Annotated in this window: 18 protein-coding genes and 1 pseudogene; 13 read left to right on the plus strand and 6 right to left on the minus strand. The window is 69.6% G+C overall.

Annotation, left to right across the window (positions count from 1 at the left end; translation table 11 throughout):
- Positions 1-95 precede the first annotated feature (95 nt).
- The 4 genes from eccCa to ASJ79_RS26445 form a co-directional block, all read right to left on the minus strand.
- A complete protein-coding gene (gene eccCa, locus ASJ79_RS26430) occupies positions 96-4,073 on the minus strand; it encodes a type VII secretion protein EccCa (RefSeq protein WP_067961764.1) in 3,978 nt (1,325 codons plus the stop codon).
- Positions 4,070-5,602 carry a type VII secretion protein EccB gene (eccB, locus tag ASJ79_RS26435; protein WP_067961765.1) on the minus strand — a complete coding sequence of 511 codons (1,533 nt, stop codon included), beginning with the start codon at positions 5,600-5,602 and terminating at the stop codon, positions 4,070-4,072. Before eccB ends, eccCa begins: the two co-directional genes overlap by 4 nt.
- Positions 5,599-7,446, minus strand: a complete 1,848-nt coding sequence (eccA, locus tag ASJ79_RS26440) for a type VII secretion AAA-ATPase EccA (RefSeq protein WP_082754082.1) — start codon at positions 7,444-7,446, stop codon at positions 5,599-5,601. Before eccA ends, eccB begins: the two co-directional genes overlap by 4 nt.
- Positions 7,447-7,617: 171 nt before the next feature.
- The gene (locus tag ASJ79_RS26445) at positions 7,618-8,520 is read right to left on the minus strand and encodes an oxygenase MpaB family protein (RefSeq protein WP_067961794.1); all 903 of its coding nucleotides are present in this window, start codon (positions 8,518-8,520) and stop codon (positions 7,618-7,620) included.
- 87 nt (positions 8,521-8,607) lie between these two features.
- Between ASJ79_RS26445 and ASJ79_RS26450 the strand changes: the two genes are divergently transcribed.
- Positions 8,608-9,237: a hypothetical protein gene (locus tag ASJ79_RS26450; protein ID WP_067961767.1), complete on the plus strand. Its 630-nt coding sequence runs from the start codon at positions 8,608-8,610 to the stop codon at positions 9,235-9,237.
- Here the strand turns inward: ASJ79_RS26450 and ASJ79_RS26455 are convergent.
- Entirely contained in the window at positions 9,234-9,809 is a 576-nt protein-coding gene (locus tag ASJ79_RS26455) for a VOC family protein (RefSeq protein ID WP_067961770.1), read from the minus strand. The two genes, ASJ79_RS26450 and ASJ79_RS26455, sit on opposite strands and share 4 nt — an antisense overlap.
- A gap of 163 nt (positions 9,810-9,972) precedes the next feature.
- On the opposite strand from ASJ79_RS26455, the gene ASJ79_RS26460 reads away from it, so the two are divergent.
- The 8 genes from ASJ79_RS26460 (at position 9,973) to ASJ79_RS26495 (ending at position 17,765) form a co-directional block, all read left to right on the plus strand.
- Positions 9,973-10,611 carry a TetR/AcrR family transcriptional regulator gene (locus ASJ79_RS26460; protein WP_067961772.1) on the plus strand — a complete coding sequence of 213 codons (639 nt, stop codon included), beginning with the start codon at positions 9,973-9,975 and terminating at the stop codon, positions 10,609-10,611.
- Positions 10,608-11,741 (plus strand): alpha/beta hydrolase, encoded by a 1,134-nt coding sequence (locus ASJ79_RS26465; RefSeq protein WP_067961773.1) that lies wholly within the window; start codon positions 10,608-10,610, stop codon positions 11,739-11,741. The genes ASJ79_RS26460 and ASJ79_RS26465 overlap by 4 nt, the downstream gene beginning before the upstream one ends.
- Positions 11,738-12,685: a 2-hydroxyacid dehydrogenase gene (locus ASJ79_RS26470; protein ID WP_067961796.1), complete on the plus strand. Its 948-nt coding sequence runs from the start codon at positions 11,738-11,740 to the stop codon at positions 12,683-12,685. Before ASJ79_RS26465 ends, ASJ79_RS26470 begins: the two co-directional genes overlap by 4 nt.
- Positions 12,686-12,741: 56 nt before the next feature.
- Complete coding sequence (locus ASJ79_RS26475) at positions 12,742-14,940, plus strand: acyl-CoA dehydrogenase (protein ID WP_067961775.1); 2,199 nt, start codon at positions 12,742-12,744, stop codon at positions 14,938-14,940.
- A gap of 101 nt (positions 14,941-15,041) precedes the next feature.
- Complete coding sequence (locus tag ASJ79_RS26480) at positions 15,042-15,290, plus strand: BatC protein (RefSeq protein ID WP_067961777.1); 249 nt, start codon at positions 15,042-15,044, stop codon at positions 15,288-15,290.
- Positions 15,291-15,298: 8 nt separating this feature from the next.
- Positions 15,299-16,510 carry a cupin domain-containing protein gene (locus ASJ79_RS26485; RefSeq protein ID WP_067961779.1) on the plus strand — a complete coding sequence of 404 codons (1,212 nt, stop codon included), beginning with the start codon at positions 15,299-15,301 and terminating at the stop codon, positions 16,508-16,510.
- Positions 16,511-16,516: 6 nt separating this feature from the next.
- Complete coding sequence (locus ASJ79_RS26490) at positions 16,517-17,401, plus strand: sucrase ferredoxin (RefSeq protein WP_067961781.1); 885 nt, start codon at positions 16,517-16,519, stop codon at positions 17,399-17,401.
- A gap of 40 nt (positions 17,402-17,441) precedes the next feature.
- Positions 17,442-17,765: a hypothetical protein gene (locus ASJ79_RS26495; protein WP_067961782.1), complete on the plus strand. Its 324-nt coding sequence runs from the start codon at positions 17,442-17,444 to the stop codon at positions 17,763-17,765.
- A 9-nt stretch (positions 17,766-17,774) separates the two neighbouring features.
- Here ASJ79_RS26495 and fadD2 read toward each other — a convergent pair whose 3' ends face one another.
- Positions 17,775-19,466, minus strand: coding sequence for a long-chain-fatty-acid--CoA ligase FadD2 (fadD2, locus tag ASJ79_RS26500; protein ID WP_067961784.1), 1,692 nt, complete (start codon positions 19,464-19,466; stop codon positions 17,775-17,777).
- A 55-nt stretch (positions 19,467-19,521) separates the two neighbouring features.
- Between fadD2 and ASJ79_RS26505 the strand changes: the two genes are divergently transcribed.
- The 4 genes and pseudogenes from ASJ79_RS26505 to ASJ79_RS26520 form a co-directional block, all read left to right on the plus strand.
- Positions 19,522-20,760 (plus strand): DNA polymerase domain-containing protein, encoded by a 1,239-nt coding sequence (locus ASJ79_RS26505; protein ID WP_067961786.1) that lies wholly within the window; start codon positions 19,522-19,524, stop codon positions 20,758-20,760.
- 150 nt (positions 20,761-20,910) lie between these two features.
- Positions 20,911-21,318: an STAS domain-containing protein gene (locus tag ASJ79_RS26510; protein WP_067961788.1), complete on the plus strand. Its 408-nt coding sequence runs from the start codon at positions 20,911-20,913 to the stop codon at positions 21,316-21,318.
- Between the two features lie 160 nt (positions 21,319-21,478).
- Complete coding sequence (locus tag ASJ79_RS26515; RefSeq protein WP_067961790.1) at positions 21,479-22,663, plus strand: acyl-CoA dehydrogenase family protein; 1,185 nt, start codon at positions 21,479-21,481, stop codon at positions 22,661-22,663.
- Positions 22,664-22,721: 58 nt separating this feature from the next.
- Positions 22,722-23,159, plus strand: a pseudogene (locus ASJ79_RS26520) (acyl-CoA dehydrogenase family protein); the annotation flags it as partial.
- Positions 23,160-23,261 lie beyond the last annotated feature (102 nt).

Raw genomic sequence — 23,261 nt, forward strand, 5'->3', positions numbered from 1 at the left:
CCACCAGCGGCTGCCATGGGGAAGATATGGGGAAACTCCAAGTGCCAGTGAAAGAACCGATATTCAGCGGCCTTCCGGGACGACGCGAAGGGTCATCAGCTGTATTCCTTTCCGCTGTGGCCGGATCGGGCGGCCGTGCGTTCGGCGTGGGGATTGACGAGCTGGACGAACGTCGGGCTGTCCGTGTCGTCGAGCAGCATCGCTCGACCGACCGGAAGCCGGGCGAACCGGTGACCACGGATCTTGCCGCTGTCCTGCGGGTTGCCCGAGAGAAGGAACGTGGTGGCCTGCAGGTCGTTGAGGCGCCGCAGCAGCGGCGCGGTCATCACCGCGTGGGCCGAACCGGCCGCACGTGCGGTCACGATCACGCGCAGACCCAGCTCCGAGGCCTGGGCCAGCAGTCCGATCAACGCCGTCCAGGGCCGCTGCCCGGCGAACGGGCCGCTGACCGCCGGCCCGTCGGGGATCTGGTCGACGTCGTCGATGATCAGGTAGTGCAGGTGGCTGCCCGAACCGTTGGCTCCGGCGCGGAAGTCCCACCGGCTCAGTTCCTGCGGGCTCAGCCCCGCCGGGGGACGGCGCTTTTCGAGCAACGCCGACAGCCCGAGCATCGCCGGGGTGATCCGGTCGATGTTGGGGGTGTACTCGTTGTCCGGGAAGATCGGCTCGTCGACGAGCTGCAGCCGCCGGTCGATCACCGTGAACGCGACCTGGTCGGGTCGTGAGTTCTCCCGGATCGTGCGGATCAGGTGCCGCAGCAGGGTCGTCTTGCCGGTCTTGGCGTCACCGAACACCATCATCAACGGGTTGTCCCCGAAGTTCACGGTGACCGCCGCCAGATCCTCCTCGCGCTGGCCGACCACCACCCGCTCCGGCGCGGGATACAGCGTCGGGAACGCGCTCGGCGCGAGATCGGTCGGCAGCAACCGGATCGGCGGGGCGCTCTGGCCGGGATAGCGGGCGTTGAGCGCCGGGACGGCTTCCATCGCCGGGGTGGCGAACAGGAAGTGTTCGGCGGCCATGGTGAGGCCGCGGCCGGGCTGGTCGGCGGGCACACTCTCGGCCGGCCGGCGCAACGCCCCCACCACACGGACGTTGCTGTCGTGGGCGTCGTGCAGCCGCAGCTCCAGCCGCAGTCCGAGCCCGTCGCGCATGGCCAGTGGCACCTCGAGCCAGTTCGGGGTGGTGATGACGACGTGGATGCCGTACGACAGTCCGGCGTTGACGAGTTCGGTCACCTTCGCCAGCAACGGATTGCGCGCGTTGAAGGTGTCGGTGTTGTCCCGGCTGAACGCGTAGAGGTTGTCGATCAGCAGGAAGACCTCGCCGTAACCGTCCTGGTATGCGCCGTTGCCTGCGGTGGCGCCGTGCTGCTGACGGGCCCGCAGCAGCTGCTCCAGTTCGCCGAACGTGCGGCGGATCCGCTCGGGTTCCAGCGGGGAGGCCACGCTGCCGACGTGCGCCAGGTTCTCCAGCGCACGCAGCTGTCCGCCGCCGTAGTCCAGGCAGTAGAAGCTCACGTCGCCGGGGGCGTGCAGGGCCGCCGCGGACAGCACGAAAGTCTGCAGCGCACTGGACTTCCCGGACTTCGGGCCGCCGTGGATCACCATGTTGGCCGACGCCGACGTCGCGTCGAAGATCAGCGGGTCGCGGCGCATCTCGAACGGCCGGTCGATCTCGCCGAGCGGCCAGCGCCACTGCCGCGCACCGACACCGGAGCGCTCCAGGACGTCCCGCAGCGGGATCGGCTCGTCCAGCGGGGGCAGCCACAGCTGGGGCGCCCGGGGTCCGTACTGCGCGAGTTGCTCGCCGATCGTGGTGATCAGCTTGCGTGGCGGCAGCACCTCGACATCGGCACCGTCTTCGACGATCACGGTGTCGGGTTCGGGATCGACCCAGCCGGCACTGAACAACTGGGGCTTCGGGATCGCGTGCACGACGATCGACCTGTCCACCCGGGGCGGCTCGTAGATACCGTCGACGTAGGTGCTGCGGAACTTGATCGGCAGCGCGCCGGGTGCGGGCACCAGGAAGCCCTCGCCTTTGTGCTCGCGGCCGGACTCGATGTGGTACGCGTCCTCGACACCGATGATCTGGCGGGACACGCTGGGGCTGGCCACCTTCAGACCGATGCGGTACGAGGTGTTCTTGTCGATGTCCTTGATCCGGCCGACGTCCAGCGTCTGGGACGCGAACAGCAGGTGGATCCGGAACGAACGGCCTTTGCGCGCAACGTAATCGAACAGATCGGCGTATTCGGGGTGCTCGGCCAGCATCAGGGTGAACTCGTCGGCGACCACGAACAGCGTGGGCAGCGGGGGCAGGTCATGCCCCTCGGCGATGGCGTTCTCGTATTCGGTGACGGAGTTGAACGCACTGCCCTGCACGCGGCGGCCGCTCTCCTTGAGCAGATGCTCTCGCCGGGCCACCTCACCGCGCAGGGTGTCGGCGAACCGGTCGGCCAGCGAACGTTTTTCGGCCATGTTCGAGATCACGGCCACGACCTGCGGGAAGTTACGGAAGATGTCCGCGCCGGCCTCGCCCTTGAAGTCGGCGTAGATCACGATCAGCCGGTCGGCCGGGTGCGTGGTCAACAGCGACAGCAGGATCGCCATCAGCGTCTGCGATTTGCCCGACCCCGTCATACCGATCATCAGACCGTGCGGGCCCATGCCGCCCTCGGCCTCGTCCTTGAGGTCGAAGATCAGCGGTTCACCGGTCGCGGTGACGCCGATGGGCACCCGCAGTTCGTCGTCGCGGTTGCGCGGCGCCCACAGCGCCGCCACGTCGAGCGCCGATGCGTCCGGGATCCCCAGCAGGGTGGTGAACGCCGCGCCTCCGGTGGTCGCGGACCGGCCGTGGTTGGGGTTGGAGTCCCACCGGGCCAGCCGGCGTGCGATGTGCCGCGCGTCGTCGGCTCCCATCCGGTCGGCGACGTCGACGTACGGCGCCCATGTTCCGTTCTGCCACCGCTCGATCCGGCCCGCGGCGATGCGCAGGATCGGTCGTTCGGGGTCCGGATACCGGTCGCGGTCGGGCGCTCTGTCGCTGCGGTGGATGACCGTGACACCGGCGAGCCCGCGGCCGATGAACTGACCGGGATCGGCGTCGGGATCGTCGAGCACGACGAGCAGATGTCTGGCGTCGGTGGGCCCGTCACCGGTGAACGGTCCCCGCTCGGCCAGCACCGGCGCCAGCAGCGAGCGCAGCGCCGCCGGTTCGGTGGCCAGGTAGCGGGCCGGGCCCACCCCGTCGACCTGTCCCCGCACGTCGGTGTGCGGCAGCCACTTCAGCCATGACCACGAGTCGGACTCCAGCCGCTCGCCCGCGAAGGCGACGCCGAGCACCGACGGATCGTGCCAGGTGACCGCCTGGGCGATCCAGGCCCGCACCGCACCGACGACGTCGGCGTCGTCACCGACCACCGTGACCCGGGCCACCCGGGTCAGGTCGATACCGGCGGGCGCGTCGTGGACCGTGCGCTGGGTGTCGAGCAGGCTGCGTAACGTGCTGTGCGACACCGGTTCCAGGTCGATCTCGTCGGCGGTGTCCTTCACCCGCAACGTGGTGGCCAGCGGTTGGTCGTGCAGGCCGGCGCGCAGCACCAGGAAGTCGGTGTCGTGCGGATCGCGTTCCCACTGCCGCCGGGTGCCCGGGATGCCGACCAGCGCGGCCGGCGCCGGATGCGACCACTCCAGCGCGGCGCGCTGTTCGTCGGCGTGCGCGCGCACGTTGTCGCGGACCACCGACAGGTAGCGCAGGTAGTCGGCGCGTTCGGCGTCGACCTCCTCGGTGCGCATCTTGTTGTCGGTGCCGCGGTACAGCGCCGTCGCGGCGAGCAGCAGCACGAACGGGAAGAACAGCATGGTCGGCGAGATCATCCGCAGCCCGGTCGCGACCAACGCGACGATCATGCCGACGATCAGGATCACGATCAGGTACGGCAGCGCCCGGCGCAGCAGCGAGGGGGGGATCACCCGCGGCAGCTCCGGCGGCGGCTCGATTGTGATGGTGCCCTTCGGGACGGCCGGCGCGGGTACCCGCTTGCGGTGCTCGAAGATCAGCCTGCTCATGGATTCTCCAACGCAGAGGTGGTCTCCAACCGGGCCGGTGCCGGGTTGGGGGCCAACGAGTCGTGGGCCAGCAACGCGTCCGTACGCGACAGCGTCGGGCCCGAGGCGAACTGGGACAGCACCGACCACGGGATGGGCAGCGGTGCGGTGGTCAGGCCGAGCGCGGCCACGGTGTCGATTCCTTCGGTGCCGGTGTCGATGCCGTAGCGCACACCGGTGTCACCGACCCAGAACAGCGAGCCGCCGCTGTCGACGAAGTATCCGGTGCCGGGCGGGAGTGCGACCCGCTCGGCCGGGCCGCCCGGAGTCCCGGAACTGACCAGCTCGACGGTGCGCACCCCGTCGGCGACGGGCAGCACGGCGCCGGACCGTAGTGTCAACGAACTTCCCTGCGCTCCTTCGGGTTTGGCCCAGGTGGCACAGACGACCGGTTTGGCGGCGACGTCGACGAGCGTGACTCTCTCGGCAGGGTAGGCCGCGTTGTCGACGCCGGTGGCCTCCGGGATCCGGGCCACCACGTCGGCGTCCAGCCGCGGCGGCTGTGCCAGCCCGTAGGAGTTCGAGTTACGCAGGATCGCGGCCACCACCGGCGAGACCGGCTGCAGGCCGTCGGCGAGGACGACGTAGTGACGGACCGCGTTGTCGGCGTCGTAGGCGACGACGACGGCGCCGACCGGGAGCGGTTCGGGCAGCGGAGCCGCGGACGGCAGCCCGGCACCGGGGATCGCGGGGGTGACCAGAGGCGGCGCCTCGGGGATCGCGTTGAACAGCCCGGCCGCGATCGGTTGCGGCGCAGCCGCATCCACGCCGATGCCCAGGCCGCCGGTGACAGCGCGGTCGGCCAGGTCGATGGGGCTGCGCTTGCCGTCCCACAGCAGCCAGGTGCGGCCGCCGTTCTCGGCCAGCACCGCATGCCCGGCCGGCAACGGAGCGGCCCGCTCCCCACCGTCGGCCGGCTCGCCGGCGATGACGGTGACACCGGTGGCCGGTCCCGTCGCCGCGTCGCACACCGTCCAGTACGCGTCGCGGGTCGTGTTGGCCACCATGCGTTCCGGTGCCCCGGGGATGCCGATCATGTTCCCGCGCGGGAACTGGTCGAGCTCGCTGCTCTTGACCATGGCCGGGTTGTCGGGCCGGCCGGTGATCAGCCGGGCCGAGGCCAGGTTCAGCACGGGATGCAACTGCTCCCCCAGCCTGACGTACAGCGCCGCGGTGTCGCGATCGGCGAGCACCGCATCGGTGCCCGCCGCGCCGGAGGGCCGGATCAACGAGAACAGGAAGCAGCCGATCAACCCGGTGACCAGGATCAGTGCGCCGACGAGCACCGAACGGGACTGCGTCCGCAGCGGGTCGACCAGCATCCGGGTGTCGTGCAGGGCGACCCCGGATGCGATGCGGCGCATCACGAACCGCCAACCGGTGACCTGGTGGCGGGTGACGAAGCCGCGCCGGTAGGTGACCCGGTCGGGGTTCTCGTTGTTCGGTGTGCGGGAGGCGAACGAGCGGCGCTCCTCCTCGGGCGCGCTCACTGCTGCTCCGAAAGCTGTTGTGGCATGGACAGTCCCAGTCCTCGTAGTAGCGGACCGGCCGAATTGGCCACGTCGGTGGCGGTGATCGTCATCAACTCGTCGTCGGTGAAGTCCTCGGCATCGGAGTGGTCGAGGCGGTATTCACGCTCCTCCTCGGAACGCTCGACGAGGTTACGCACGAAGCGGCCGTTGCCGGCGATGTCGAGGCTGCGCCGGTTCACCCCGTTGGCATCGGGTGTGGTGGCCTGGGCCAGGTACTCGAACAGGCGCTCCATGTCCCTACGGGCCGCGTCCTCGAAACGTGAATCACGTTTCTCGGCCATGCGTGTGGCGATTTCGACGAGCTCCTTGCCTGAGTACGACGGGAAGTCGATGCTGCGGGTGAAACGGGACCGCAGACCCTCGTTGGTGTCGAGGAAGGTGTCGAGGTCCTTGCGGTAGCCGGCGACGATGACGACCAGCCGGTCACGGTCGTTCTCCATCCGGGCCAGCAGCGTGTCGATGGCGACCAGGCCGAAGTCGTTCTTGGCGCCGGTGGAGACCAGCGCGTAGGCCTCGTCGAGGAACAGCACGCCGTCGAGGGCGCTGTCGATGATGGCGTTGGTCTTGGCCTCGGTCTCGCCGATGTGCTGGCCGATGAGATCGGCGCGGTGCACCTCCCGCACGGTCTCCTTCTTCAGAAGGCCGAGACCGCAGTAGATCTTGGCGACCACGCGGGCAATCGTGGTCTTACCCGTGCCGGGCGGGCCGGCGAAGACCAGGTGGTTGGTGCGCTGGGCGACCGCCAGGCCCCGCTCCTGACGCCGGATCGCCATCGCGACCGAGCTTTTCAGGCGGGCGACCTGATACTTGACCTCGTCGAGGCCGATGAACTCGGCGAGTTCGGCTTCGGCCTCGATCAGCAGGTGCGCCTTGCGGTCCTTGGCCCCCGGGTCGACGAAATCGGCCTCGCCGGGCTCGGTCTCAGGGTCCCACGGGTTGCTGCGCGCCTCGATGCGCGCCGCCGTCGTCGTCGGGATCCCGAAGCTGGTGTCCGACAACGCTTCTTCGATCTGAGCGTTCTCCGGGTTGGCGGCGTAGAGCTCCTGCAGCAGTTCATGGGCGTCCTCGTCCTCCCCCTGCGCGCGCAGCGCCAGCGCCTTGACCAGTGCGCCGTCCACGGCCGCGACGGCGACCGGACCTTCGGGCCGCTCCAGGTGCGACAACGCGGGGGCGAACATGCCGAGCCGGGCCAGCGCGGTGCCGAGCGCGACGCGGGCGGCGTGTGCCGGGGTCTCGTCGAGCGACTGATCTGCCACCAGCGGGGTCAGCATCCGGACCACGTCGGACCACCGCGCCGTCCGGTAGTGCAGCACCGCGCGCACCCACCGGGCCTCCAGCCAGCCGGGCCGGCGTTCGAGGAGTGCGCCGACCAGCTCGTCGGCCTCCTCGTACCGCGCCGCGTCGCACAGCCGCACGGCATACGCCAGCGCGAAGTCGTCGGGGGTGGCTGCGCGGAACCGCAGATAGAGGCCGGTGTCGTAGCCGAAGCCGAGCGCACCGGGCTCGAGGTGGATCTCGCGCTGCAGCACGCCGGCGGTCGCCGAAGTTTGCCACACCGCCTCGATGACGTGCGGCGAGTCGTCGCCGGCGGCGGCCAGCCCGGTCCATGCGTCGCACTGGTCGTGCGCGATGCGCGTCAGCGCCGCGAAACCGTTCCCGGCGGCCGCCAGGTCCGCCGGACGCCGCCTGTCGTGCACCGACAGCCCCAGCGCGCGGCAGCAGGTCGCAAACCGGCTGACCACGTCCTGATCGACGCGGGTCGCTCCGGCCGCAGCCGCGATCGTGTCACTCCCAAATTCCATGAACTGTGTTCGCGGTGCCGGACCCTGGGCGTACCAGGGACCTGTCCCCCCGCATCTCCTTGCGACGACTTATGTATGGCTAAGCTAACTTTTGCTGAAGTTAGCATCGCACAGGCAAAGTGTCGAGACGCACGGGTCAGCCCGGCGGAGTGAACCGGGTCACCGGTCGGCTCAGACGAGCGGGCGCCCGGTGCGGATGCGCCAGTCGAGGTCTTTGAGCAGCACGTTGAACGGGAACTGACGCACGACCTTGGGGGAAATGCGGTTGACGGTCCGTAACACGGACATCAGCCGGTCGAACCTGCGTTGCCGGTCGGCGTCCCACGGCAGCCGCATCTCGTCGCGGAAGCGCTGCGGCAGGAAGCCGGTGGTGATCAGCAGCGCGAGCCGCTCCGCCCGCCGCTGCAGGGGTCCGGGCAACGCCATACCGCGTAGCCGGGACGCCGCGATCGGATAGAGGAACTCGCGCACGGTGTCGTCGATGTGCACCTGGTCCAGCGATTGCTGCCAGTAGCGGTCGAACGCGGCACGGTCGGCCGGCCACATGTCCTCCGGCACCTGCAGCATCGTCGCCAGGGCCCGCCCCTGCAGATAGAGCCGGTCGGCGGTGTCGTCGTCCATCTCGCCGACGAACAACCGGTGTACGTCGACCACCCCCTTGTAGAGGCAGGCGCCGACCCACAGCTGCAGTTCCTTGTCGAAGGCGTGGTACTTCACCGGGCTCTCGTCGGTGGAGAACACCTGCGCGTGCGCACGGTTGACCGCACGCCGGAACGCGGACTGCTGTTCGGGCGTGCCGTTGGTCGACACCGCGAGGTAGGTGAAGGTGGTGCGGGCCCGCTTGACCGGGTGGCGGTCGATCCGGCCGCTCTCGACCCGGCTCTCCACCACGCCGTAGCCGACGCCCGGGCGGGCCAGCTGCATGATCACGTTCGCCGGGCCGGCCAGCAGACCCAGGCCGAGCATGCCGTCGTCGGACCGGGCCGGGCCGCGCGGAGGCGACGGCGCCGTCGAGTCGGTCACGGGACGTTCGACAAGCGGTACCGGCGCACTGACCGATTCGTCCAGCGTCACGGCGAACACTCCTCTCGGCGGTGGCGCTCCGCAAATGTGCGAACGCCTGTTTCCTGATATTGCTCCTTCGCTGCGAGGAGTGTCAATATGGGTGCCATGGCCCAGGTCCGTCCGTACCGCGGGGTCGAGGCCCGGCAGCGGGTCGCCGAGCGCCGCCGCCGTTTCCTGGAGGCCGGCCTGGACCTGCTCGGCGGGCAGGCCGCCCCGCCCGAACTGACGGTGCGGGCCATCTGCGCGCAGGCCGGTCTGGCCGCGCGGTACTTCTACGAGAGCTTCACCGACAAGGACGTCTTCGTCGGTGCCGTCTTCGACTGGGTGGTCGCCGACATCGCGGCCACCACGCAGGCCGCCGTCGCCGCGGCGCCCGCGCGGGAGCAGAGCCGCCAGGGCATGGCCAACATCGTGCGCACCATCTCCGACGACGTCCGGGTCGGCCGGCTGCTGTTCAGCGCGCGTCTGGACAACCCGGTGGTGGTGCGCAAGCGTGCGGAGTCCGGCGCGTTGTTCGCGCTGCTGTCCGGCCAGCACGCCGGCACGGCGTTACAGCTGGAACAGAACGAACGGATCCGGGCGGCGGGCCACTTCGTGGTCGGCGGGGTGGCCCAGACGTTGAGCGCCTGGCTGGCCGGCGACCTCGACTTCACCGCCGCGCAGCTGGCGGGCCAGCTCGGCGCGCTGATCGACCAGCTCGCCGACCCAGCCCTGTACCGCGACTAGTTCGGGGCCCGAACGCGCCGGTCGGCGGCCGTCTTCGGCGTCGTGGTGGTATCGGACTCGCCGAATTCCTTGGTCCAGCACGCGAATTCGAGCGTGATGCCGTCGGGGTCGAGGAAGTAGAAGGACCTCACGTACACGCCGGGGTGCACGGTCGCCGAGACCTGCACCTCGCTCTCGTCGTGGTTGAGGATCGGCCCGACCCGCACCCCTTTGTCCTTGAGTCGCTGCCGGTACTCGTCGAACTTCTCGGCGGGCACGTGGAAGGCCAGGTGGTTCATCGTGCTCACCGCGCTGACGATGTCGCCGATGCCCGGGATCGCCTCCGGTGACGAGATCCCCGGCACGCGGTCGGGCGCGTCGGCGAACCAGAAGAACGCCACGCAGTCACCGTTGCCCGCGTCGAAGAAGAAGTGCTGACCCATGCCACCGGGCAGATCGAGCGACTTGACCAGCGGCATGCCGAGCACGTTGGTGTAGAAGTCCACGGTCTTCGCCATGTCCGAGCAGACCAGGGCCACATGGTTGATGCCGCCGAGTTCGAACTCGGTGTTGGCGTTGTGCGGCTTGATCATGTTCGCGCCTTCCTTTCTCCGCCGAAATGGCATTCCAGCAGCGAAAGTTCGAGTGGACGCCTGTTGGAATGCAATTTCGGCGCGCGGCTGCGAAACTGAATCTAACATCAGATTCAGTTTCGGATCAACGGCGAACGAGGAGTGCAGCGCGAGTGGGTGCCAGGTGAGCGTCAGTCCCCGCGAGGAACTCCCGACGGTCCGCGGGCGCCAGACCCAGGCGGCGATCGACGCGGCGGCCCGTTCGGTGATCGCGCGCAAGGGCATCCTGGCCACCACGATCGCGGACATCGCCGGGGAGGCGGGCCGGTCGACGGCGTCGTTCTACAACTACTACGACTCCAAGGAGGCGATGGTCCGCGAGTGGGCGGTGCGCTTCCGCGACGAGGCCCGCACCCGCTCACTGGCCGCCGCACAGCCGGGGCTGGACAACTGGGAGCGGTCCTACCAGGCGGCGGCCGCGCACTGGAACACCTATCGCAACCGGCTCGCCGAGATCATCGCCGTCAGCCAGCTGGCGATGATCAGCGACGACTTCGCCGAGTACTGGAACGAGATCTGTTCGCTACCGATCGCCTTGATCACTTCGCTGGTCAAACAGGCGCAGCGTCAAGGCTTCTCCGAGAACAACGACGCCCACCTGGTGGCGGTGGCGCTGGTGTCGATGCTCAACCAGTTCTGCTACACCCAGCTCTCCGGCGTGAACGCCGATGCCCCGGGCGACATCGACGACGAGGCCTGCATCAAGACCCTCGCCGACATCTTCTACCGGACCATCTACTACCCGGAGGCCCACCACCCATGAGCCACATCGCCACCCAGACCCCAGGCGTCACCCGGGAATTCATCGGGCTGGACTCGTCCACCGCGCGGCGTGCCGGCTCCGGCGGGCACCCGTGCCAGGGGCTGTACCACCGCGGCATGGGCCGCAAGCCGAAGGTGGCGATGATCGCGACGCACTACCAGATCGACTTCTCCGAGCACTATCTCGCCGACTACATGGCCACCCGCGGCATCGGTTTCCTGGGCTGGAACACCCGGTTCCGGGGGTTCGAAAGCAGCTTCCTGCTCGACCACGCGCTGGTGGACATCGGGGTCGGCGTGCGCTGGCTGCGCGAGGTCCAGGGCATCGAAACGGTGATTCTGCTCGGCAATTCGGGCGGGGGGTCGTTGATGGCCGCGTATCAGGCCAACGCCGTCGACAAGCACGTCACCCCGCTGCAGGGGATGCGCCCTGCCGCCGGTCTCGACCACCTGCCACCTGCCGACGGCTACGTGGCCAGCGCCGCCCACCCCGGTCGCCCCGACGTGCTCACCGCATGGATGGACGCGTCGGTCGTCGACGAGAACGACGCGGTGGCAACCGATCTCGACCTCGATCTGTTCAACGAGCGCAACGGACCGCCCTTCGACCCGGAGTTCATCGCGCGGTACCGGGCCGCGCAGATCGCACGCAACGAGGCCATCACCGACTGGGCCGAGGCCGAACTGACCCGCGTCCGCGCAGCCGGGTTCTCCGACCGGCCGTTCACGGTGATGCGCACCTGGGCAGACCCGCGCATGGTCGACCCCACGCTGGAACCCACGAAGCGGCCCGCCAACATGTGTTACGCCGGGGTGCCGGCCAAGGCGAACCGGTCCACGCACGGAATCGCGGCGGCCTGCACCCTGCGCAACTGGTTGGGCATGTGGAGCCTGCGCCACGCGCAGACCCGGGCCGAGCCGCACCTGTCCCGGATCACGTGTCCGGCGTTGGTGATCAACGCCGAACAGGACACCGGCGTCTACCCCTCCGACGCCCAGCGCATCCACGACGCGCTCGGCAGCGCCGACAAGACGATGTGCTCGATCGACACCGACCACTACTTCACCACCCCGGGCGCACGCTCGGAGAAAGCCGATACCATCGCCAAGTGGATCGCACGCCGCTGGTGAGGGTGCTCGCGAATTTCGTGCCTGGCGACAAGGTCACTGAATTCCTTGCACCGCACACAGATTGGCTGGATCTGCGGTTCTGCGCCGAGGACGACGACGACACCTTCTATCGGGAGCTACCGGAGGCCGACGTGCTCTGGCACGTGTTGCGCCCCCTCTCGGGTGAGGACCTGGCCAAGGCGCCCCGGTTGCGGCTGGTGCACAAACTGGGCGCGGGGGTCAACACCATCGACGTGGACGCCGCGACGGCGCGCGGGGTCGCGGTCGCGAACATGCCCGGCGCCAACGCGCCGTCGGTCGCCGAGGGCACGCTGCTGCTGATGCTCGCCGCGTTGCGCAGACTGCCCGACCTGGACCGCGCCACCCGCGACGGCCGCGGCTGGCCGTCGGATCCGACGCTGGGTGAGACGGTGCGCGACATCGGCAGCTGCACCGTCGGGCTGGTCGGTTACGGCAACATCGCCAAGCAGTTGGAACGGATCCTGCTCGCGATGGGCGCCGAGGTGATCCACACCAGCACCCGCGACGACGGCAGCGCCGGCTGGCGCACACTGCCGAACCTGCTGTCCGAAGCCGACATCGTCTCGCTGCATCTGCCGCTCACCGACGCCACCGCCGGCCTGCTGGGCCGCGACGCGCTGAACCGGATGAGGGAGGACGCGGTGCTGGTCAACACGTCCCGCGGGCCGATCGTCGACGAGGCGGCCCTGGTCGACGCGCTGCGCGGCGGCAGGCTGGCGGCGGCCGGCCTCGATGTGTTCAGCGTGGAGCCGGTGCCTGCGGACAATCCGCTGCTGACCCTGCCGAACGTGGTGCTGACCCCGCACGTCAGCTGGTACACCGTCGACACCATGCGCCGCTATCTGCAGTTCGCGGTCGACAACTGCCGACGGTTGCGCGACGGCCGCGACCTCGCTGACGTGGTGAACCAGGTGCCGAGGTAATCTCATACCCAACCAACCGGTTGGGACCAGCCACGACGGCGTGGAAAGGTGCAGCTATGCCCATCGCGATCCTTGAAGAACACAACGACCTGGCCAATTCGGTGCGGGCCTTCGTCGAACGGGTGGCCCCGTCGGAGGTGTTGCACGACGCGCTGGAGAACCCGGTCCCCAACCCGCCGCCGTACTGGAAGTCCGCGGCCGAACAGGGGCTGCACGGCGTGCACCTGGCCGAGTCGGTCGGCGGGCAGGGTTTCGGCATCCTCGAGCTGGCCATCGTCATCGCGGAGTTCGGCTACGGCGCGGTACCGGGGCCGTTCGTGCCGTCGGCCATCGCGAGCGCACTGATCGCCGCCCACGACCCCGGCGCCGCGGTGCTGCGCGACCTCGCCTCCGGTGAGGTGATCGCCGCCTACGCGATCGACTCGGGTCTGACCGCGACCCGGCACGGCGACGGCCTGGTGATCCGCGGCGAGGTGCGCGCCGTCCCTTGCGCCGCGCAGGCGTCGCTGCTGGTGCTGCCCGTCGCGATCGAGTCCGGTGAGGAATGGGTGGTGCTCGACGCCGCCACGCTGGAGATCGAGCCGGTGCGCAGTGTCGACCCGCTGCGGCCGGTCGCCCATGTGCGCGCCAACGCCGTCGAGGTCGGCCCAGAAGAAGTCGGGAATCGGGTGCTGGGCAACCTGAGCCGCGGCCACGCCCGCGCGCTGATGTCGACCCTGCTCTCCGCCGAGGCGATCGGCGTCGCCCGCTGGGCCACCGACACCGCGTCGGCGTATGCGAAGATCCGCGAGCAGTTCGGCCGCCCGATCGGCCAGCTCCAGGCCATCAAGCACAAGTGCGCGAACATGATCGCCGAGACCGAGCGGGCCACCGCGGCGGTCTGGGACGCGGCTCGCGCGATCGACGAGTCCCGTGAGAACCCGGACGCCGCTTGTGAATTCGCCGCCGCGGTGGCGGCTACCCTGGCGCCCGTGGCTGCGCAGCACTGCGCCCAGGACTGCATCCAGGTGCACGGCGGCATCGGGTTCACCTGGGAGCACGACACCAACGTGTACTACCGCCGGGCGCTGGTGCTGGCCGCGTCGTTCGGTCGGGCCGCGGACTACCCGCAGCAGGTCGTCGATCTCGCGACGACCACCGGGATGCGGGCGCTGAACATCGACCTCGACCCCGAGACGGAGAAGCTGCGCGACGAGATCCGCGCGGAAGTGGCTGCGTTGAAGGAGATCCCGCGCGAGCAGCGCAACGCCGCGATCGCCGAGGGCGGCTGGGTCCAGCCGCACCTGCCGGTGCCGTGGGGGCGGGCGGCCACCCCGATCGAGCAGATCATCATCGCCCAGGAGTTCGCGACGGGCCGGGTCAGGCGACCGCAGATGGGCATCGCCGCGTGGATCATCCCGTCGATCGTCGCGTTCGGCACCGACGACCAGAAGCAGCGGTTCCTGCCGCCGACGTTCCGCGGCGAGATGATCTGGTGCCAGCTGTTCTCCGAGCCCGGCGCCGGTTCGGACCTGGCCAGCCTGACCACCAAGGCCACCAAGGTCGACGGCGGCTGGCGCATCACCGGTCAGAAGATCTGGACCACGGGTGCCCAGTTCTCCGAGTGGGGCGCGCTGCTGGCCCGCACCGATCCCAGCGCCCCGAAGCACGCCGGCATCACCTACTTCCTGCTCGACATGAAGAGCGAGGGGGTCGAGGTCAAGCCGCTGCGGGAGCTCACCGGCAACGCGATGTTCAACACGGTGTTCATCGACGACGTGTTCGTCCCCGACGACATGGTGCTCGGCGAGGTCAACCGCGGATGGGAGGTCAGCCGCAACACGCTGACCAACGAGCGGGTGTCCATCGGCAGCAGTGAGCCCCCGTTCCTGCCGAGCCTGGACAAGTTCGTCGAGTTCATCGGCGAGGGCCAGTTCGACCAGATCGCGCAGAACCACGCCGGTATCCTGATCGCCGAAGGGCACGCGGCCAAGATCCTGAACATGCGGTCGACGCTGCTCACGCTCGCCGGCGGCGATCCGATGCCCGCCGCGGCGATCTCCAAGCTGCTGTCGATGAAGACCGGGCAGGGCTACGCCGAGTTCGCGGTGTCCTCGTTCGGCACCGACGCCGTCGTCGGCGATCCCGAGCAGCTCACCGGTCGCTGGGCCGAGTACCTGCTGGCCAGCCGCGCGACCACGATCTACGGCGGGACGTCGGAGGTGCAGCTCAACATCATCGCCGAGCGGCTGCTGGGACTTCCGCGCGATCCGTAGGCCGACGGGCGTTTCGGCCGGTCCCTGGCGGGGCAAACCCCCGACGCGCGCACTCCGCGCACAGGAGGATCCCTCCGGGGACCGACAGGGAGAAGACCCCCATGGCGCTCGAAGACGACGACATCAGCACCACCGCCGGCGGCGGTGAAGGCCCGGCCGACGGTGGAAGCAACCCCGAAGGCCACGACGGCGGCGCCGACGGCCCCGCCGGTGGTGAAGGCCCCGCCGACGGCGGAAGCAACCCCGAAGGCCACGACGGCGGCGCCGACGGCACCGCCGGTGGTGAAGGCCCCGCCGACGGCGGAAGCAACCCCGAAGGCCACGACGGCGGCGCCGACGGTACCGCCTGAGACCCACCGTGCTCAGCCGTTGCATCGGCATCGACACTGACGCCTTCGCCGCCGAGTACTGGGGGCGCAAGCCGCTGCTGAGCCCGGCCGGCGCGCTGCCCCGCGACTTCTGCGACCTGCTCTCGCCCGCGACGGTCGACGAGCTCATCGCCGAACGCGGGGTGCGCGCGCCGTTCATCCGGCTCGCCAAGGAGGGCCACGTCCTGGCCAAGGACGCCTACCTCGGCCCCGCCGGGTTCGGCGCCGAGATCGCCGACCAGGTCGATTCGGCCAAGGTGCTGTCCCAACTCGGGTCCGGCGCGACGGTCGTCCTGCAGGGACTGCACAGGTTGTGGCCGCCGCTGATCGATTTCGTCGAGCGGGTCGTCGCGGACATCGGTCACCCCGCGCAGGCGAATGCGTACATCACCCCGCCGGACAACCGGGGTTTCGACTTCCACTACGACGTCCACGACGTGTTCGTCCTACAGGTGTCGGGCCGCAAGCGGTGGATCGTCCACGAACCGGTTCACCGCCACCCGCTGCCGACCCAGCCGTGGACCGATCACCGGGAGCAGATCGCCGAACGGGTCACCGCGGAGCCCGTCATCGACGCCGTGCTGTCGCAGGGTGACGCCCTCTACCTGCCGCGCGGGTGGGTGCACGCGGCGCAGGCGGTGGACACGACGTCGATCCACCTCACCATCGGGGTGTCGGCGACGACGGTGTGGGACGTCGCGCGTGCCGTTCTCGACGAGCTCAGCCGCTTCGACGAATTCCGGGCACCGCTGCCGATGGGCACCGACCCCGTCGACCGGGACGAGGCGGGGGCGACGGCGGCGAAGGTCATCGCCGAGATGGTCACCCGGCTGCAGGACAACGCGGCCGTGCTGAGCACCGCCGCCGCCGATCGGGTGATCTCCCGGTACGGGGCGCGGACCCGACCGGAGGCGGTCCGTCCGCTGGCGGTGCTGCGCGCCGCTGACCGGGCGGACACGGTGCGGGTCCGGTGGCGCCGCGGCCTGCACGCGACCGTGCAGCACCGCACCGACGGTCGGGTCAGCGTCCGGCTGACCGACAAGACCATCACCTTTCCCGCCCTCTGCGCGGCCGCAGTCGAGGAGATCCTCGACGGCCGTGTCACCGACGCCGGCAACCTGCCCGGTCTGGACGGCGCCGACGGCGCGGTTCTGGTCCGGCGGCTGCTGCGCGAAGGCGTCGTGGTGCCGGTCGTAGGCTGACTTTTCGTGACGCCAGCGAAGCGCTCGCCGTGCAGTGACGAGTCGCTGGCGCGGGGCGAACCGATGTACGGAACCGCTTCGGCGGGTTCGTCCTGGCTCCTTCTCGAAGTGGAGGGCGGGTGGGGTCCGTCGGCGTTCCTGCAGTCGCCGGGATCCCTCGACCCCGGGCTCGGGCGGGCGATCGTGCGCCGCGCCGAGTCCGCCGGCATGCGCATCGCGGCGGTCCGGCGCCACGGCCGTCGAGGGCAGACGCCGCGGTGGCGATGGTTCGTGGCGAGGTCCGATGTGGGCAGGCACGCGCTGTTCCGCGGCGAGGTCGACAGCGCAACCGACTATCTCGAACTCGACCTCGACGGCGCCGACGGGACCGAGACCAGCGGGCCGCTCGTGGCGGTCTGCGCGCACGGCAGACACGACCAGTGCTGCGCGGTGCGTGGCCGCGCCGCGGCCGCCGCGATCGCCGCCGTGTATCCCGAAAACACCTGGGAATGCTCACATCTGGGTGGTGATCGGTTCGCCGCGACCATGCTGATCCTGCCCGAGGGGCTCTGCTACGGCCGGGTCGACAGCACCGACGGCGCCGAACTCGTGCGGCTGTACCTCGACGGAAGACTCGACGACCGGTTCCTGCGCGGGCGCACGTCGGTTCCCCACGCAGTGCAGGCCGCGCAGCATTTCGCGCGGGAGGCCCTGGGCGAGGACCGCATCGACGCGCTGCCCGCGGTGGCCGTCCAGCAGGCCGAGGACGGGGTCCGGGTCCTGTTGGGCGCCGGCACCGGCACGGTCGAGGTTCTTCTGGACGAGACGATGTCCGAACCGCTCTTCTCGCAGTGCCGCGCCACCACCGCCGGTCCGGTCCGCACGTTCCGGCTGCGCTCGATGCGCACCTGAGGTGGGTTTGCCCCACGCGCGGCCGGGAACCCCTTCGGCGATGTCGAATCCTGATCGTGACTTCGTCGAGAAGCGGTTCAACCGCCCCGGGGAGTACCGGGCGGCGGTGACCTACACCTTCGTGGTCGTCGTGCTGGCGGCGATCGCGTTCGCGGTCTACGCGTTCGGGGACCGCGGTTCGGTGTTCAGCGCCGCGCTGGTGCCGGTGTTCCTGTTCGCGGGTGGGGTCGGCGCGCTGCTGCGCGCCTACCGGCAGTGGAAGGGTGGCGGCGGCTGGACGGCCTGGCAGGGCGCGGGCTGGTTCCTGCTGCTGCTGATGCTGGTGACACTCGCCGTCCCCGGCTCGGCCGCGTTCTCGGAATGACCGCCGGAATCAGTCGAGCTTCATCTCGCGCAACTCGCGCTTGAGGATCTTTCCGGTGGGGTTGCGGGGCAGCTCGTCGAGGAACACCACCTCGCGCGGAACCTTGTAGCGGGCCAGGTTGTCGCGCACGTAGGCCTTGATCGCGTCCTCGTCGATCGTCGCGCCCTCGGCCTTGACGACGAAGCAGCGCAACCGGTGGCCCCACTCCTTGTCCTCGACGCCGATCGCCGTCGCCTCCACCACCTCGGGATGTCCGCTGACCAGATCCTCGATCTCGGCCGGGAACACGTTCTCACCGCCGGAGACGATCATCTCGTCGTCGCGGCCGCTGACGTAGAGCAGATCGTGCTCGTCGAAGTAGCCGACGTCGCCGGAGGACAGCAGCCCGTCGATGATCTGTTTGCCGCCGCCGCCGGTGTAGCCCTGGAACGGGAAGAAGTTGCCGACGAAGATGCGGCCCACCTCGCCGCGCGGTACGTCGTTGCCGTTGTCGTCGAGGATCCGGATTTTCATCCCCTTGACGACCGGCCCGACCGTCGCCGGGTTGATCGAGAGGTGTTGGGGGCCTGCGATTGTCGCGTACGCGACCTCGGTGGAGCCGTAGAGGTTGTAGACGACCGGCCCGAGTTCGCGCAGCGCCCGGGTGGCCAGTTCGGCGCCCAGCTGCGAGCCGGACACGAACACGATGCGCAGCGACGACAGGTCCGGTTTCGGGGAGGACTTGTCGAGTTCGTCGAGCATCCGGGACAGCATCACCGGCACCACGACGATCGCAGTGGCCCTGTACTTCTCGATGTCGGCGAGCACCGTCGCCGGCTTGAACCGCCGGCGCAGCACCAGTGTGGTGCCAAGCATCATCGCGATCGTCGCGTGCAGGAAGCCCAGCGCGTGGAACATCGGCGCGGGCAGCGACGTCACCTCACCGGACTTGAACGGCACCGATGACAGCACGCCGCCGATCGGGGCCAGCGACGGCGGGGCGCTGCGGTTGGCGCCTTTCGGTGTGCCGGTGGTGCCGCTGGTCAGGATGATGATCGACGAATGCCTGGTGACCTTCGGCGGCGGCTTCGAGCCGGTGCGGGCGATCAGCTCTTCGAGGGTCTCGTCGGTGCTCCCGGACGGCTCACTCTTGTCCGGGTTCACCCCGAGGGAGCGCAGCTTGCCCAGTTCGGGGTCGGCCGCTGCGACGGCGGCGGTGTATTCGTCGTCGTAGATGACAAGCTTGGCGCCCTCACGTTCGGACACCTCCTTGATCTGAGGGCCGGAGAACTCGCTGTTGAGCAGGATGATGCGGGCACCCGTCTTCGCGGTGGCGTACACCGACACCAGGAACCAGCGGTGGTTGCGGGCCAGGATGGCCACCCCGTCGCCGCCCTTGACACCCTTGGCGAGCAGGCCGTTGGCCACCGTGTTGGCCGCGTCGTCGAGTTCCTTGAACGTCATCTCACCGAAGTCGTCGATGACGGCCGTGCGGTTCGGGTGGCGGCGCGCGTTGAGCGCCGGGATCATCCCGAACTCGCCCCACCGCCGCATGTCGGCCACGAACGCGGCGATGTCCTGTGGCGGCTCCAGTTTCAGCGCGCCCGCCTCGAACATCTTGCGCGCGTAGTGCAACTCGGCGGATCCCCGGTCGAGATATTTGCCGACGGTCTGCTGGACCTTGGCGACGGCCTGCAACGGCAGTTCGCTGAGCTTGGGCATGCGACAACCTTATGTGACGGGGGTCGCACCGCGGTTTGGAACCTACGATGAAGAAATGGCACCTCGCGAGTGGTTCGAGATCGCCGGCGAACAGGTGCCCGTCACCCATCCCGACAAGGTGGTGTTTCCCGATCTCGGGCTCACCAAGGGCGATTTGATGCGTTACTACGCCGCGGTGGCCGGCGGTGCGTTGCGCGGTGTGCAGGACCGGCCGATGATCCTCAAGCGGTTCGTCAAGGGTATCGAGCAGGAAGCGGTCTTCCAGAAACGCGCGCCCGAGAAGCGTCCGGACTTCGTCGACGTCGCCGAGCTGAAGTACGCGTCGGGGACGTCGGCCAAGGAGGCCGTGCTGCATGACCCGGCCGGGTTGATCTGGGCGGTGAACCTCGGTTGCGTCGACCTCAACCCGCACCCGGTGCGCGCCGACGATCTGGAGCATCCCGACGAACTGCGCGTCGACCTCGACCCGATGCCCGGCGTCGGCTGGCGGCAGATCCTCGACGTGGCGTTCGTCGCGCGGGAGGTGCTCGAAGACCACGGGCTGGTGGCCTGGCCGAAGACGTCCGGTTCGCGGGGCTTCCACATCTACGCGCGCATCCACCGCAACTGGCCGTTCAAGCTCGTCCGCCTCGCCGCCGAGGCCGTCGCCCGGGAAGTGGAGCGCCGAGCCCCGGAGTCGGCGACCGCCCGGTGGTGGAAGGAGGAACGGCACGGGGTGTTCGTCGACTTCAACCAGAACGCCAAGGACCGCACCGTCGCGTCGGCGTACTCGGTGCGCGCCACCCCGGACGCGCGGGTGTCCACGCCGCTGTTCTGGGACGAGGTCGCCGGTTGCCGGCCCGAGGAGTTCACCGTGCAGACGGTGCCGCGGCGGTTCGCCGAACACGGTGATCCGTGGGAGGGGATGGACGACGCGGCGGGCGGCCTGGAGGCGCTGCTCGACCTCGCCGACCGGCTCGGGCCCGCCGAGAAGGCGCCCCGCGGTGCGCGGAAGTCCGCGGACGGGCGCCGGGTGTCGGTGATGCCGCTGATCGAGATCGCCCGCACGAAGACCAGGGACGAGGCGATGGCCGCGCTGCAGCGATGGCGGGAAAAGCATCCCGCGGCTGCGGCGAAGCTGGAACCGGCCGACGTTCTGGTCGACGGAATGCGGGGACCCAGCTCGATCTGGTACCGGATCCGGATCAACCTCCAGCACGTGCCCGAGGACGCGCGGCCCCCGCAGGAGGAGCTGCTGGCCGACTACAACCCGTGGGTGAACTACACCGGGGCGCAGCAACAGCTCCGGCGGTGAAAGTTACCGGGGAGTTTGCTGTGCGGCTGGGAAACAGTTCTTACCGAAGTATTAGTAGATACACCCGGCGGCCTTAAATTGCCTCACTACCTTGATCCGTGTAGCGCCACACCGGCGCGCTGTGTCACCACGGGATCGAGGGAGGCTGCGATGTACGGCAATCCGACGTTTCATTGCGATGGCGCAGGTATTCGGGCGCACTGCCGCCAGTTGGCCACCGTCGTGACCATCTCCGGTCACCTCGACGGGGCCAACGTCGGCCGCGCCAGCGAGTACACCGACCGCTTCATCCTCGCCGAGAAGCCCTTCGTCCTCGACCTCAGCGGGGTCGACTCCTTCACCCGCGAGGCGGTTTCGCTGCTGTATGCCGTCGACGACGTGTGCACGGCCGCCGGCGTGGAGTGGTCGATGATCGCCAGCCGCGCGGTCGAGCAGACGCTCCGCGAGGCCGGCATCGAATTCCCCGCGGCGGGCTCGGTTCCCGAGGCGCTGAACCACTTCGCCGATGCGATGGTGGCGCGCCGCCAACTGCTTCCCCTCCTGACCAAGACTGCGTAAGGATCACTGTGTTACTTGATGTTCGGTGGCTCCGCTACCTGCTCCAGCGTCGTCACAGGTCCCACGTCGAGCACCTCGCGCTGACGCAGGCCTGACCCTCCCGGCCCCCGACCGACGCGTTGGCCGTCGGTCGGCGCACGCGCTGATTTAGTGTGCAGCTATGGGCACTGATGCCGACCGGGTCGCCGAGATCGCCCGCCGGGTGGTCGACGAACACGATCCCAAGACCGTTCCCGTCCAGGAGTTCCTCGGCGCCTGCTTCGATGCCGGGCTGTCGTGGGTGCACTTCCCCGAAGGTTTCGGTGGTCTCGGACTGTCGCGGGGCCTGCAGGCGGTCGCCGACCGGATCCTGCAGGCCGCCGGCGGTCCCGTGCCGCTGGGCCTGAACCCGATGGGCTACGGCATGGCCGCCCCGACGGTGCGCGAGCACGCCCAGACCGACGAGATCCGAGAGCGCCTGCTGCGGCCGCTGGCCACCACCGAGGAGATCTGGTGCCAGCTGTTCTCCGAGCCCGGCGCCGGCTCGGACCTGGCGGGCCTGGCCACCTCGGCGGTGCTCGACGGTGACACCTGGGTGGTCAACGGTCAGAAGGTGTGGACCAGCCTGGCCCACCGCGCGAAGTGGGGCCTGCTGCTGGCCCGCACCGATCCCGACGTGCCCAAGCACAAGGGGCTGACCTACTTCGTCATCGACATGCACGGCGAGGGTGTCCAGACCCGGCCGCTGCGGCAGCTGACCGGGCATGCGGAGTTCAACGAGGTCTACATGACCGACGCCCGTATCCCCGACACGTACCGCCTCGGCGCGGTCGGCGACGGGTGGCGCGTGGCGATGACGACGCTGATGAACGAGCGCAGTGCGCTGGGCGGCAGCGGCAGCCGACGCGGGGCGGGCACGATCTCCGACGCGGTCTCGCTGTGGGCGTCCCGGCCGGATCTGCACACCCCGGTGCTGCGGGACCGTCTCACCAGCCTGTGGCTGCGCGCCGAGGCGCAGCGGCTCACCGCCGAGCGGTCCAGGGCCGCGGCGACCGTCGGCGGGCCGGGTCCGGAGGCGTCGGTCGGCAAGCTCGTCGGCGCCGAGCTCAACCAGCACGTCTACGAGTTCTGCATGGACCTGCTGGGCCCCGAGGGAATCCTGTACGGCAGCTACGGCATGCACGACGGTGACGACCAGGACTGGCGCGGCCCCATCCAGCAACGGTTCCTGCGCAGCCGCGCCAACACGATCGAAGGCGGCACGTCCGAGGTGATGCGCAACATCCTCGCCGAGCGGGTGCTCGGCCTGCCGGGAGACCTCCGCGCGGATGCGGGGATGCCGTGGAAGGAGGTGCCGCGTGGCTGAGGAGCTTGCGGATCAGCCCGACAAGGTGGCTGAGGAGCTTGCGGATCAGCCCGACAAGGTGGCTGAGTCGCAAGGCGAGTACGTGTTCACCGACGAGCAGCGGCAGTTGCGCACCGCGGTGCGCAAGTTCTGCGCCGACCACATCGACGAGAGCGCGGTCCGCGCCGCGATGACGGCCGACCCGCCGTACGACCCGAAGATCTGGGCCCGGCTGGGCTCCGAGCTCGGCGTGCTGGGCCTGTCGGTGCCCGAATCCGCGGGCGGCGTCGCCGGCAGCCTCGTCGACCAGGCGGTCGCGGTCGAGGAGCTCGGCGCCGCGCTGGCCTGCGGCCCCCTGTTCGGCACCGTCTACCTGGCCATCCCCGCGCTCGTCGCGGCGTCCGAACCGCCCGAGCTGCTCGGCGAGCTGGTGGACGGGACCCGCACCGCGGCGTTCGTCGTCCGCGACGACGCCGCGGCGTTCGATCCGGCCAGGGTCTGGTCGAGTGCGAGCAGTTGGTCGATCTCGTCGAGGCGGTGAGCGTCGTGTGCCAAGCCGACCGCGACACCCTCGGTTGGTGCCACACTCAGTTCGAGCCACTGATCGGCGTACTCGTGC

Source organism: Mycobacterium sp. NAZ190054, assembly GCF_001545925.1.
In the GTDB taxonomy this organism is placed as follows: domain Bacteria; phylum Actinomycetota; class Actinomycetes; order Mycobacteriales; family Mycobacteriaceae; genus Mycobacterium.

Bases quoted from the DNA above. Each gene is read 5' to 3' on its own strand.
- eccCa (WP_067961764.1), bottom strand. From the start codon at position 4,073: ATGAGCAGGCTGATCTTCGAGCACCGCAAGCGGGTACCCGCGCCGGCC.
- eccA (WP_082754082.1), bottom strand. From the start codon at position 7,446: ATGGAATTTGGGAGTGACACGATCGCGGCTGCGGCCGGAGCGACCCGC.
- ASJ79_RS26450 (WP_067961767.1), top strand. From the start codon at position 8,608: ATGGGTGCCATGGCCCAGGTCCGTCCGTACCGCGGGGTCGAGGCCCGG.
- ASJ79_RS26455 (WP_067961770.1), bottom strand. From the start codon at position 9,809: ATGATCAAGCCGCACAACGCCAACACCGAGTTCGAACTCGGCGGCATC.
- ASJ79_RS26465 (WP_067961773.1), top strand. From the start codon at position 10,608: ATGAGCCACATCGCCACCCAGACCCCAGGCGTCACCCGGGAATTCATC.
- ASJ79_RS26475 (WP_067961775.1), top strand. From the start codon at position 12,742: ATGCCCATCGCGATCCTTGAAGAACACAACGACCTGGCCAATTCGGTG.
- ASJ79_RS26480 (WP_067961777.1), top strand. From the start codon at position 15,042: ATGGCGCTCGAAGACGACGACATCAGCACCACCGCCGGCGGCGGTGAA.
- ASJ79_RS26495 (WP_067961782.1), top strand. From the start codon at position 17,442: ATGTCGAATCCTGATCGTGACTTCGTCGAGAAGCGGTTCAACCGCCCC.
- fadD2 (WP_067961784.1), bottom strand. From the start codon at position 19,466: ATGCCCAAGCTCAGCGAACTGCCGTTGCAGGCCGTCGCCAAGGTCCAG.
- ASJ79_RS26505 (WP_067961786.1), top strand. From the start codon at position 19,522: ATGGCACCTCGCGAGTGGTTCGAGATCGCCGGCGAACAGGTGCCCGTC.
- ASJ79_RS26510 (WP_067961788.1), top strand. From the start codon at position 20,911: ATGTACGGCAATCCGACGTTTCATTGCGATGGCGCAGGTATTCGGGCG.
- ASJ79_RS26515 (WP_067961790.1), top strand. From the start codon at position 21,479: ATGGGCACTGATGCCGACCGGGTCGCCGAGATCGCCCGCCGGGTGGTC.